General features: G+C 41.6%; 5 protein-coding genes and 2 pseudogenes. 2 read left to right on the plus strand and 5 right to left on the minus strand.

The window, feature by feature from the left end; translation table 11 throughout:
* Nucleotides 1-32 precede the first annotated feature (32 nt).
* The 5 genes and pseudogenes from MSMTP_RS09460 to MSMTP_RS20275 all read right to left on the minus strand — a co-directional run.
* Nucleotides 33-2,720, minus strand: a complete 2,688-nt coding sequence (locus MSMTP_RS09460; protein ID WP_048178778.1) for a tetratricopeptide repeat protein — start codon at nucleotides 2,718-2,720, stop codon at nucleotides 33-35.
* Nucleotides 2,721-2,798: 78 nt separating this feature from the next.
* Nucleotides 2,799-2,870, minus strand: a pseudogene (locus MSMTP_RS20425) (hypothetical protein); the annotation flags it as partial.
* Between the two features lie 191 nt (nucleotides 2,871-3,061).
* A complete protein-coding gene (locus tag MSMTP_RS09465; protein ID WP_048178779.1) occupies nucleotides 3,062-5,761 on the minus strand; it encodes a DUF2225 domain-containing protein in 2,700 nt (899 codons plus the stop codon).
* A 414-nt stretch (nucleotides 5,762-6,175) separates the two neighbouring features.
* Nucleotides 6,176-6,481, minus strand: a complete 306-nt coding sequence (locus tag MSMTP_RS09470) for a hypothetical protein (RefSeq protein WP_048178780.1) — start codon at nucleotides 6,479-6,481, stop codon at nucleotides 6,176-6,178.
* 128 nt (nucleotides 6,482-6,609) lie between these two features.
* A pseudogene (locus MSMTP_RS20275) lies at nucleotides 6,610-6,753 on the minus strand (MmRce1 family CPBP family CAAX prenyl protease); the annotation flags it as partial.
* Nucleotides 6,754-6,842: 89 nt separating this feature from the next.
* Here MSMTP_RS20275 and MSMTP_RS17980 point away from each other — a divergent pair.
* Together MSMTP_RS17980 and MSMTP_RS09485 are read left to right on the plus strand one after the other, a co-directional pair.
* Entirely contained in the window at nucleotides 6,843-12,692 is a 5,850-nt protein-coding gene (locus tag MSMTP_RS17980) for a 6-bladed beta-propeller (RefSeq protein WP_156153774.1), read from the plus strand.
* A gap of 128 nt (nucleotides 12,693-12,820) precedes the next feature.
* Complete coding sequence (locus MSMTP_RS09485) at nucleotides 12,821-13,537, plus strand: hypothetical protein (protein ID WP_048178781.1); 717 nt, start codon at nucleotides 12,821-12,823, stop codon at nucleotides 13,535-13,537.
* The last annotated feature ends 286 nt before the right edge of the window (nucleotides 13,538-13,823 follow it).

The raw sequence follows: 13,823 nt of genomic DNA on the forward strand, positions 1-13,823 counted from the left end.
TTTTTATGCAATCCAAAGTTTCTGTACATTTATTAAGTAGATTTATCAAATACCTTCAACGCACCCTCCATAGCTGGTGGAGAAGGTTCTTTTTTTGGAGGCGTGACAGGATATAATTCGAATTTTAATTCTTGAGGTGAATTCATTTTTATTTCGAAGTCTTTTCCTTTGATGCGTTCTATACAAGGAAATAACAAAACAAATATCAGAAATAGAACAGCAAGGAGATACAGAGTCCAGTTTATAGATACATTAGAGGCCCCCGCCGACAACACCGAATAAATATTATTTGATACTGGAAGTACAGGGCCTATAATTAAATAAAGACTACCTATTAATGGTGCAAATAACATCAATAAAATGATGGAAAAAAGACCATAAAATGTATATTTTTTATTTCTTGAATGTACCGGATAATCCAACCACCATTTCCACCATGGGGGTTTAATCTGATAGGTCCAGATATTTTCTAGTAATTCACATGCTGATGTATGAACTTTGAGCAATTCAGGAGTTAAAGTTTTATTCTGATCTTCTGAGGTTTCACATAATTCTACGCATTGTTTTAGTTTTTCTTTTGCTGAAAAGAGATCATTGATTTTATAATAAAAACAACCAATGAAATATAGAGAACATTCTCCAATGCAACCTTTTTCGTTCAAGAAAGCTCTTTCTAAATCTTTTATAATAGAATGAATACATTCCATATATTTTATATTATCTTTTGATGTAAAATAAAACTCTATTTTAAGGTATTTGGCGTAGGCTTTCCATAGGAGAAACAGTGGATCTATCGAACAATCCATTTTTGCATTAAATAAAATCGCCTTATTAAAATAATCAATAGCATCGCCATATTCTTTTCTTTCAATATGAATTAATCCTTTAAGTTTCCAAACAGCAGAGTTTTCATACCCTATTTCAAGCGCCGCATTTATGCTTGTATAAGCATCATCAAGGTTGCCCAAGTCTAAATAAATATTTGAAAGAACTGTATACAACAAACCATTATTAGCGTTAATTTTTGTGGCTTCATTAAGGCAATCTATAGCTTCTTTATGACGCTTTAATTCATAAAGAGTTCTTGCTTCATGAACCCATGCATTTACATGATATGGTTCTATTTCGAGAACTTTTTCAAAATATTCTAACGATTTGCTCAAATAGAAATTTTTCAGTATTTTAATATCTCTATCTTTATTAATTGACATTAATTCACTTTCACTTAAAAGCTTGGGTAAATTTTCAAGGTAGCTTATATCCGCCAACTTAGTATTCAATCCCCGATTATAGCAAGCAAGACCAGTGTAATAGTATGCATTTATTAACGAATTTTGAGATTCAGATTTCTCTTTTTCAGATTTCTCTTTAGAAGTAAGATATGCATTTATAGCATCCTCAAAATGACCAGCTTTTTCATAGGCGATACCTTCATTGCACAATGCATAGGAATCGTTTTCAGACTTGTTAACAGACTTTTTAAAATACTCTATTGCTTCATCATAATTCCCAATACACGTGTAGGCAAGTCCAATGTTGTTCCACGCATGATTTTCAATCTCACACCCCTTGAAAAAATTATCTTTAAAGAGCTTGTTATATAAATTAATAGCTTCCTTGTATTTTGGATATTTTCCGTATTGGGTAAGAATATAACCCTTTAAATCTAACGTACTATAATAAAATAATAGTTGTTTTTCCTTATTAAGAGAATTTACAACTTTATCTAAATAATCAATGGCATCATCAAAATTCTTAATTACCTCATCGTACTTCCCAGCATCACGAAGAGCAAGACCTTTGTAAAAACATACAAGACCTTTGTCATACCATACATAAATGTGATCTAATCCAAAATCTACAGCGTTATCAAGGGCCTTGATTGCTTCATCGTATTTTTCAAACTTTACTTTGTATTCTTTTTCATTATCAGCAAGTTCACGAAGAGCAATACCTTTTAAATACCAAGCATCTTGGTAATTAGGGTTAATTTTCGTAGCTTTGTCGAAAGCATCAATGGCTTCATTGTATTTTGTAAGTTTCACTTCATCTTCTTTCTCAATCTGCCCAAGTTCACGAAGAGTAAGACCTTTATCGTACCAAGCCTCTGGAGAATCATTCTTAATTCCTATAGCTTTGTCAAAAGCTTCAATGGCTTCATTGTATTTTGTAAGTTTCACTTCGTTTTCTTGCTCAATTTCGCCAAGTTCACGAAGAGCAATACCTTTAAAATGCCAGGAATCTGAATAATCATTTTTAAATCCTATAGCTTTGGAGAAAGCATCAATGGCTTCATTGTATTTTGTAAGTTTCACTTCATCTTCTTTCTCAATTTTCCCAAGTTCACGAAGAGTAAGACCTTTATCATACCAAGCCTTTGAAGAATCATTCTTTATTTCTATAGCTTTATCGAAAGCTTCAATGGCTTTGTTGTATTTTGTAAGTTTCACTTCGTTTTCTTGCTCAATTTCGCCAAGTTCACGAAGAGCAATACCTTTAAAATACCAAGCATCTTGGTAATTAGGGTTAATTTCCGTAGCTTTGTCGAAAGCATCAATGGTTTCATTGTATTTTGTAAGTTTCACTTCATCTTCTTTCTCAATTTTTCCAAGTTCACGAAGAGTAAGACCTTTATCGTACCAAGCCTTTGAAGAATCATTCTTAATTTCTATAGCTTTATCGAAAGCATCAATGGCTTCATTGTATTTTGTAAGTTTCACTTTATCTTTTATCTCAATTTTCCCAAGTTCACAAAGAGCAATACCTTTAAAATACCAAGCATTTAGATAATTAGGGTTAATTTCTGTAGCTTTATCAAAGGCCTCGATAGCTTCTCCAAGATTTCCATCTTTGCATAGAGCAAGACCTTTTTTATACCAGACCTAGCCTTCCTCGTCATTCATGACATGATCGCCTACCGAATTCAGAGAACAATGGTTAATATAATAATATAATATTTAATATTATAAAAAACAAAATTCAGAATTAGAGATCAGAACATGTTTTTCATGTCGTAAAAAAGAACGAAAAAAATACCTTCGCAAAATGAATTTTAAAATATCTACCTTACATCATTGAAGGCCGAGTAAGCGGGTAGAGCCTTATCTAACACTTCGAGCCCCTCAGTCTGTCTATTGGAATTAACAAGTGCAAGGCCTTTGAGATACAGGGCCGGAACGTATTCATTATCGAGTTCCAGGGCTTTATCCAGGGCTCGGATGGAATCCTCGTAATTTTTAAACGCGTAAAAGACAGACCCTTTACCGTACCAGGCCCAAATATCTTCAGAATTGAGTTCCAGGGCTTTTTCAAAAGAGCTCAAACCATCATCGTATTTTTGAATGTTACAGCATGTGATCCCTTTTTCACACCACACACAGGCATCCTCCGGATTTATTTTAAGGGCTCGGTCAAAAACTTCAATGGCTTCAGCATATTTACCAAGTTCCCGGAGAGTTTGAGCCTTATTCATGAGTGCTTCATGATGTTCGGGAAAGATCATTAAAGCCTTTTCAAAGGAATTTATGGCATTTTCAAAAAGTTCCCTGCCTTCATGTTCCTTTCCACTTTTGCAAAATACGGCGGCCAGATAACGGGAGGCAAGACCCCGGTTGTACCAGGCATGGGGATTGTCCGGGTCAAACCCCAGGGACTGCTCAAAAGCAGCTATTGATTCCTCATACCTTTCAAGTTCGACAAGCCCCAGCCCTTTATAGTACCATACGTTTGCATTTTCAGGGGAAATTTCAAGAGCCCTGCTAAAAGAGTTCACTGCGTTTTCAAGAAATTCCCGGGAACTTTGCCCGATCCCAAGTTTATAAAGGGTAATCCCCCTGTCATTCCATACAAAGGAACTGCTGGGGTCACAGCGGGCGGCTTCATCAAAAGCCGGGACTGCTTCTTCCAATAAGCCGGCTTCGCGGAGGGAGAGGGCCTTGTGGTACCATGCTGACTTATAGTCCGGGTTAATCTCAAGAGCCTTTTCAAAGGAGTTTACCGCAGCATCAAAAATCGTGCCAGCTTCATCCCCATTTCCGGAGTTAAGCAAACCAAGGGCCATCTGCCGAAAAGCAAGCCCTTTGTCATACCATACATGGGCATCTATAGGTTTTATCTCGAGGGCCTTATCAAAAGCAAGGATGGATTGGTCATACTTGCCCGACTCTCGAAAAGCAAGCCCGAGGTAATACCAGGCCTTCTGGAATTCTGGTTTAAATTTGAGGAATTGCTGAAAAGCCGAAACTGCCTGCTCAAGGGTCTTTATTCCTTCCCGGTCTTTTTTATTTTCCAGAAGTTTAAGGCCTTTATCTCGCCGGAGTAAACCGAGGTAGTACCAGGCAAAGGGATATTCGGAACTCATTTCGACAACTTTTTCAAAAGCCAGTATTGCATCATCACATTTTTTGAGTTCGCGGAGGATTAGAGCCCTGTAGTAATATACCTCTTCAGAACCTGCTCCAGAGCCATATCCAAAGTTATCACCAGAGCCTGTCCCAGAGCCTGTTCCAGACTCTTCAGAACCGGAGTTAAGCTCAAGAACTTTATCAAAGGCTTCCAGGGCATTCTTATAGGTCAGGTCCGCCTCTTTGTTTTTCTGCAAATCCCGGAGAATAAAGGCCCTGCGGTAAAAAGTTATGCCTTTTTCGTGCCAGGCAGCAGCATTTTCAGGTTCCAGGGTTATTACCTCGTCAAAGGCTTCGAGAGCTTCATCGAATATTCCCAGTTTGGAAAAAGCAAGACCTTTGTGATACCATGCAGCGGCGTTTTCGGGGTCAAGTTTGAGCACCTCTTCAAAAGCCTTCGCAGCAGCGTCATAGTTTTTGACCTTTAGAAGGGCGAGCCCCTTTGAACTCCAGGCTCCGGTATACCTCGCCCAGGCCTCGGCATATTTTTGCTCGAGATCAATGGTTTTTTCAAATGATTTTATGGCATCATCATAAATTTCAAGTTCGTGAAGAGCAAGCCCCCTGCCATTCCAGGCAAAGGTATCTTCGGGGTCGAGGTCCAGAGCCTCGTCAAAAGCTTTCACAGCACCTTCATGTCTTCCAAGAGCCGATAGGGCCATACCTTTGTTGACCCATGCCGAAACCGATTTCCGGTCATTTTTTACTGCATTTTCAAAAGTGTCCAGGGCCTCACCATATCTGCTCAGCCCGTAAAAGGCAAGCCCTTTACTATTCCACGCATGCGTATATTCCGGGTAAATTTCAACTACCCGGTCGAAAGCTTCCCGTGACTGCTTAAACTTCCTAAGTTCCTCAAGAGCCAGACCCTTGTAATACCATAAGGAAGCATCTGCAGGGGTATTGCCAAGATCTTTTTCAAAGATATCAATTACCTTTTCAAAGGCTGTGAGGGCTTCTTCATATCTCTCAAGTTTTTGAAGCAAAAAACCCTTTTTACAGTACCATCCAAGAGCAAAATCAGGTTTATTTTCAAGTTCTTTTTCGAGCTTCCCTATTGCTTTTTCAAAATTCCCAAGTTCAAGAAATGCAAGTCCCTTGTAATAGAGGGCTTCCCTGTAATCCGGTTTGAGATCCAGTACCCTATCAAAATCTGCTATTGCCTCATTATATTCTCCCAGATGGAAATGTGCAAGCCCCCTGTAAAACCAGGATTCCTCATCCTTAGAATGAATCCCCATATAAATTTCAAAAGACTCCACTGCCTTTTTGAAATTTGATTTGGCTTCATTGAATTTTCCAAAATCAAGTAACGAAAGCCCTAAAAGGCAAAACGATTTAGCAGACAGCAGGTGCATAAAAACCTCACAAATAATAATTGACCCCGGTTGAGTGATATATAATAACGAAAATATAAAAGGAATTAGAAAAAATAGTTCCTGATTTCAGATCTGCCGCATTATAAACCATAAAGTAAAGAACTCCTCTCAACCCGGGTTTTCAATGGATATACAGGCGTGAAAGCCCGGATCGCAGTGCTTCCCGGAAAACAGATGACCTGTTTGACCTGTTTGACCTGTTTGACGTGCTTGACCTGCTAGAAGCTACCCTGGCTTTTACTTCGTTTTCATAGAAGGTTCTCAGTTGTTCCTGCTTTATTAGAATGGAATCAATGGAATTAAAAAATCAATGGAATCAATGGAATTAAAAAATCAAAAAATCAAAAAAGAGGTAAAAATAGCTCGGAATCGACAAGCTTTAAGCCTTAAACTTTAAGCCTCCACCTTCCACTTCTTCATCTGTTCTTCCCTCCACTGCTCGATCGCTCTCCAGATGGGCAGAGGATCTATGCCGTGAACTTTGATATACTCCTCCCGTGTGTACTCATGCATACTGCCGTCCACAAAATGCAACGTAGCCTGGTCCGCCTGCAGCCTCGCACCTGCCGGTATTGCCGAAGGATTTACGCAGACCTCTGCACAGTAGCGCCACCCGTCTCCACCTGTTGATTCTATCCTGAACGGCTTTCCGCAGTTAGGACAGACTCCGATCATTGACTCTTCTTCCTGTTTATCCATAATTTTCCCCCAGTATGGCTGAAAAAACGTCAGCTTAAATTGATATTGTGCAGGATAATACATAACAGTATTTTTATAAATTTATTTTAATGCATTGTCGAATCTTTTTTAGCAAATCCTCAAAAGCTTCCCATAGGGATGATGCTGACAAAAAAATTCATGCCAAACCAGACATTCTCGTGAAAAATCTCATACTGGTAAGAGTTATTGGCAAAGATCATTGGAAAGTGCCAGAGTGACCAGAGTATGCTGAAAATCAGCGATGCCTTAAAATTCTCGAAAATAACTCCGTTCTGAAAAAAATGACAACTTCTTTATACGTTGACATTTTATAAACTATAATAGGGTTGGTGGCATAGCTTTGCGAAGTTGTAGACCTTATAACCTGGTGATCGTTTTTATCTTATTAGCTGCCCAGTTCTACCCGGCAGCCGCATCAAGTAGCCAGGAATCAGTTCAAGAACCTTCTTACATTTCGACAGGTACTGCTGCTACTCTGGCAATGGTATCTCAACTTAGTGTTCAGAACCAGGTCAACACCGATCTGGACGTGGTCGGACTTATAGGCGTTTCCGAGAACAAAACAGATACAGATAGTGACGGGCTGCCCGATTCTGTTGAAGCTGTTCTCGGAACTGATTTTAATAACACAGATTCTGATTTTGACATGCTTGACGACTATAATGAATCGGTTTTCTATGGGTCAGACCCGCTTGAACCGGATTCAAATCATGACGGGCTGTCGGATTACTTTGAAGTTACAGACGTCGACTCCCTTGATGCTGATGGGGACGGTTTTTCAAATGTATGGGACCTTGACAACGATGACGACGGAGTGGCGGACTCAATAGACCTGTCCCCATACTCCCATTCCGGTTTTAATGACAGTTTCTTTTTTGATATAAGAACAAATGGAAACCCGACATATCTCACGTTCCAGATAAAGCCTCAGAATCCTGACAATTTGAAGTTAGCATTACAGGATTGGGACTGGCCGTACGATGACAAAGGCCAGATGAAGGACCTGGATCATTCAACTGATGATCTCAAGTTCATTCCCATGCTTGAATTAAAATCAAACGTGATCCCTGAGCAGTCTGACCTGCTGGAATATGGTATTGCGGTTTCCTCTGACAGCCTGTACATTCCCCTGACAGTCGTAGAGGACTATGGTGCCAACGTTGCTTTTGGAGGCAGGATGTTCTTCCCGGCATCAGATCCTTTAGATGTTTCAATTAATGCGAGCCTTATCTGGTTGGTGCAGGGAAAGACCGATAATGAGACCGCAGGGGGGATAGAATCCGAAACAGTCACTCTTGCCAAATACAACGAAGGGTGTATGCTCACAGGCTTTGAGGTTGAGGAGAACTATGGTACTGACGTTGGTATGTTCTACGGCGACAGTGTGAACCAGACATTGCTGGCAGGCTTTTTAATGGCTTTTTCATATCTCAGGGACGACCAGACAACGTTATACAATATGCCTGCCGAGCTTGTGGGTGCGAATCTGACCGTAAATTCCGAGATCGAATCGGTCTCGCACCGGGATGTGGCAGTGTTTAACACTACATCAGGAATGAAAGAACAGGCACTCAGTTCATTACCTGAAAACAGGATACTGCCATTACTTGCCGCTTATCAATTCAACTTTACCAGTAAGGATATCGATGACCTTGTTTCCGGCGGCGTGTGCGTCAACGGAAAAGCATTTGATTTCGACCTGACGGCGTCCCCGGCTCCTGCCATTACCATGAAAACAATCAAGATGAGCTGGTATGACACCAGCACAAACGAAAGTGTTGACATGGAATCCTTTTTGCCTGAAGTGGAAAATTGGGGACAGGGAAGCGGGCTTGATGAAAACACAATTACTTCCATGATGGGCATGGCGCTTGTATGGAATATAGGTGAATCAGTTGTAACCAGGCTAAACGGGGCAGGTACCATTTTCCAAGATGCAATGGAAGTGAAATCTCAAATTAAAGAATATGGCTTCAGGTATCTTACGCCCACATTAAAGCTCGGCATTTTTGGGGTATATCTGTTCACCTCGATCAAGCTGGTCGGATTCGGAAAAGCCCTATGGGGTGCTATCAAAGTAACGCTTGGAGCAAGTGTAAAAGCAGCTTCACAGGCAGCCACTAAAACAATAGAAGCCCTGAAAGTCGCAGGTAAGGTCGTTACTTTTGCAGCACTTGTACTTGAAGCCGCGTTTGCAATTGTCGGTTTCATAGCATTATTGGACAACGGTACATCCTTTCAGGCAACCGTTTATCTTACTGCGATGACCATCTATCTTGTAATCCTTACAGTTCTTTTACTGGCAGGACCCATAGGTGAGGTGATTGCTGCTATAATAATGATAGCTGATGCCATAGCCAGCATATTCGGATATGCTTTTTCAGATTTTATCGGCTGGCTTGTGAGCCTTTTCCATAAGACATACCAGGATACCACCGTTGAACTTAATGTAATAAGCACCTCGATAGACATTCATGATGAAAAAGAGAACGGCCTGAATGTGGGAGACACTATCAGCTTCAGCAGCCTGATAAACGGGACCGTATCGAAAACCTCACATGGTACCTGGAATGATGTTCTGGAAAGCTACGTAGTTCCACACTATGCAATTAAGGTATGGTATCTGCCATCACAAGCCTGGTCATCTCCTGTGGGCAGTTATACCAGGAAAATATCATATTTTGAATATCCCGACCATAAAAACACAACATACGATACCGGAGCATGGATAAAACCCAATGTGGGTGCGGTCAACTTCCCGATACCCATCCGATTATTGGCAGATTATAAAATAATCTATACTGAGAAAAAATTAGAATGGTTTACATGGCATTCTTATCGAAAGAGTTCCGAAGGCACCTCAGCAACGGACCTCGATACAATATATTTCGACATACTTCCCGAAAGTATCAACGATTTTGCAAATTGGTATCCAATTTCCCCCCTGGACAAAGATGGGGACGGAATTTGCAACAGTGAAGACCCTTACCCCTGGAGCTGGGATCGCGATGGGGATGGGTTGAGTGACAAATTTGAACTGGACATTGGAACCGACCCTGGAAATTCTGACATGGATGGGGACGGGTTGAATGATAGAATAGAACTTATCCACGGTACGAACCTGACAGAATGGGATACTGACGGGGACAACCTATCGGATTACAAAGAAATAAACGGTTGGTCGATATCCTTCAACTACAGCAACCGGACGTTCAACATGTCCGTCCACTCCGATCCTCTGGTGCAGGATACTGATGGGGACGGCGTGGATGACCAGATGGAATACTGGAGTTCCCTCAATCCCGGATCAAAGGACACTGACGGTGATGGGGTTATTGATGTGCCAAAACCCGGATACATAACTTATGTTCATTTTGAAAAAAAATGGGGTCGTTATGGTTCAGGAGATGGACAATTTAATGAACCAATTGCAGTTGCAGTTGATTCCGAGGGGTTCGTATATGTTGCCGACGTTTATAACCACCGCATCCAGAAGTTCGATTCCAATGGGAACTTCATCACTAAATGGGGACGGCACGGATCGGGAAACGGAGAGTTTAGAACAATAGGTGACATGGTGGTTGATGCAAATCGCGGCTATGTTTATGTGAGTGATGTTTACTGGTATGATCCGCCATATGAACGCATTCAAAAGTTTACAACAAACGGAAACTTCGTAACATCATGGTATTGTAACTATTCTTATGCTTTAGCCGTTGATTCGGACGGTTATGTTTATGCTCCCTCCGTGTTGGAAGTTAACGGCTCAGCTCTCAAATGTATTCAAAAGTTCGATCCCAGTGGAAGCCTCATCACAACATCCTGGTTCGAAAGTGATGAGGTCATTCTTAATGGCATTACTGCACTGACTGTTGATTTAGATGGAAATGTCTATGTGACAGATGGGGCAGATCATGTCAATCACGGGATTTATAAGTTCGATTCCAATGGAACTTTCATTTTGAAATGGGAAAGTGAAGGTTATCCAGACAGGCTTTTTTTATGGCCTGAAGGTATGACGGTAGACAAAAAGGGATTTGTATACATTGCCAACACAGCTGACAACCATATTCAGAAGTTCGACTCCACCGGCTGGTTCATCACCAGATGGGGCAGCGAAGGTGAAAATGATGGCGAGTTTAAATACCCATCGGGAATAGCGGTTGACGCAAATGAATATGTCTATGTCAGTGAAGGAGCTGGATATGGTGGATCTGGCAATGAGCCCGGAAACCGTATCCAGAAATTCTCCCAGATAACAGAACTTCAAGTGCCCGGCACTTCCAATCTTACCGATACCGATGGTGACGGGCTGATGGACATAAACGAGACCAATGGCTGGAATGTGACCTTCACAAACCTAACCGGCACTTTCACGGTTCATGTCAGCAGCGAACCCTTTGCAAATGACACGGATTTCGAGGGACTTGCAGACCTTGATGAATACAATATTCCTTCAAACCCCGGGGATCTGGATACCGACGATGATGGGCTTAATGATTTTGTAGAGATGATGCTGGGAACGAACATCACCCACTTTGATACGGACGGGGATGGGCTTGATGACGGGACCGAGCTAACTTTTGGCAGCGACCCTGCAAAAGCGGATAGCGACGGGGATGGCCTTTCTGACCTTGATGAGTTCAATTACCTATCCAACCCGAGAAATAAAGACACTGACGGCGACGGGCTGAACGATTCCGAGGAGGCAGACTTCAATTCAAGCCTGAAAAACCCGGATTCTGATGGGGATTTGATGTTTGACGGGGAGGAGAAAAATAATAGTGCAGATCCCTGGGACCCGGATTCTGACGGCGACGGCTTACAGGACGGCTATGAACTGTTTTATAATACCAGTGCAGTGAACAACGATACCGATAAAGACGGGGTTTTTGACGGAGAGGAAGTTGAGAACAGGATGGACCCATCAAACAATGACACCGATGGGGACGGACTGGATGACTTCAGGGAACTCAGCAACGGCACAAATCCACTGGACAGTGATACGTACGGAAACGGCTTGAACGATTCCGAAGACCCCTACTCCTTTGCACCTAATGTGGACAGGATCTGGGCGGCATATGACCCTGATGATGACACGGTGCAGCTTATTGAAAACCTTGAAAAATACACCAACGTCACTGTATTCAAGCCGGAGGAAATAGGGAATTATTCCGGCAAGCAATGTATTCTGCTTATCGGAAGACCCGGACAGGAAAATAACACTGCCGGTAACATAACCCGGAGCATCCTGAACGCCTCTTCACCGGATGCCCTTGCCAGAATGCAGGAATCCGATTATGAAAGGTTCTATGTTGACCACGACCTATGGAACACAACCCAGACAGTTGTCATGCTTTCACACCCGTATCCATCGGACCATTTCAGAGTGCTGGAAATGTTCAAGACCCTTTCCCAGGAAATAGAATATCCGGATCTTGTAAGCGATTTCAAAGCAGATGCCATAGCCGAGATGGGGTCATTCGTCAGGGTCGAACTGAAAAACCCCGTGAAACCGACAATAGAAATGAAACCCTATGATGAAACAAACGTCCCTCATAGCCTTACGTACACTTTATCCGGAAATGAAAAAGCTGTGAAATACCTTGACATAAATGTCAGTGAAAACGTCATCAACGAAAGCTCCAATAACATCAGGCAGGCTATCATAGTTATTTACTATACTGCCGAAGACCTTGACAGGACCGGGGATGGGGATGCGAATGACCCGGGGGATATCGATGAGAAATCCATAGGCATTTCCTGGTTCAATGAATCATCAGGAGAATGGGAGAAACTGTCAACTGATATGGACTGGGTAAACGATCTTGGGGTAAATACCACAAATGATGTCATTTACGGCAGGGAATACGAGGGGTCTGTCTGGGCAAACGTCTCTCATCTCAGCCTCTACGGGCTTTCCGGTAATGAAATAAAGCAGCCTCCGGTCGATCCTGCACCCCATGACGGACACCGCAGAATCCCGTTAATCACGGATGAAGAAAGCCAAGATGAGAATATCACGCTTGAAGATCAGGAACCCTTACAAGGTCCGGAAAACCTTGCTAACGAAACTGCAGGGACAGCAGAAACAGGTACACTCCCTGAAATATGGTTCTATCTGGCAGCAGCCATGATAATCTTACTGACGGGCCTGGGAGCTGCATATGTATTAAGAAAAAAAATGTGAATAAAGAAAGGGAAAGTGAACGAAGGAGAACGTGAACGAAGAGAAAGAATGTAAACAAAGAAAGGGAACGTGAACGAAGAGAGAACGTGAATAAAAAGAGATTGTGAACGAAGAGAGAGAATGTGAACATGAGAAAAATTACGCAAAACGGTCTTTCAGGCAGATTCACGATAACTCTTGTAATAATAATCCTTATCTCTGCTTTTTTGATTTATTCGTATTCTAATGGACAGGTTAAAAATGAGGAGGATTTGATATCCAAAACCTCCGATGCTTTAGAAAAAACCAGATTTTATCGCTTTGAGATGTACTCCAACCTTTCAATGATGAATGAGAATTTCCAGGTCATAAATTCGGAAGGGCAGGTTGACGTATTTAAGAACAAAATGTACCAGACGATGACCCTCCAAAACCACTCTATCGAGATAATTGTCATCGATGACCAGGCATACTACCGTGAAAACAAAGGTCTATGGCAGACTAAAAAGCTGGAAGATACCGAAGAATTAAATGCGATATTATCCGAACAACAGCTGATATTATCCAGTGCTGAAAATTCGACCATGTCCAGAGAAGAGGATGTCTGGCTGCTTGAGGTCATTCCGGAACAGGAAAATGTGCTTGAGCAAATGCAATCCATGGGAGTCGATACTTCAGGAATTGAGCTGAAAAGCTTTGTTACAAGATACTGGATAGAAGCGGACACATATCATATAATTGAGATCGAGAGTGTCACAAACGCTGAAATGAATATCATGGGACTCAAGACCCCTGTAGAAATGAAGAACACTATTCTTTTGAGCGATTATAATAAAAAAGTATCAATTGAAGCACCTGTCACTTAAAGTAAGAGCCTTCATGCACCTTGCTCAGGAATTCCGTCTTGTTCCCTGCTGTATTTGTAGTCATGAACCATTTTTCCTCCAGTTTATTCTATATCAAAAGGCAGCATTTGACCCAGTACATCCCACAAAGCAAACGCAATGGCAGGATAGGAGATGTTTTTTGCAGCAAATAAACTGAAAACTCCGTAACATTTTAGCCTCGAATATAACTCAGCGAATATAACTCAGTTCTGAAAAAAATGACAACTCTTTTATACATTGACATTTTGTAAACTATAATAGGGTT

This window comes from Methanosarcina sp. MTP4, from assembly GCF_000970045.1.
Classification (GTDB): Archaea; Halobacteriota; Methanosarcinia; order Methanosarcinales; family Methanosarcinaceae; genus MTP4.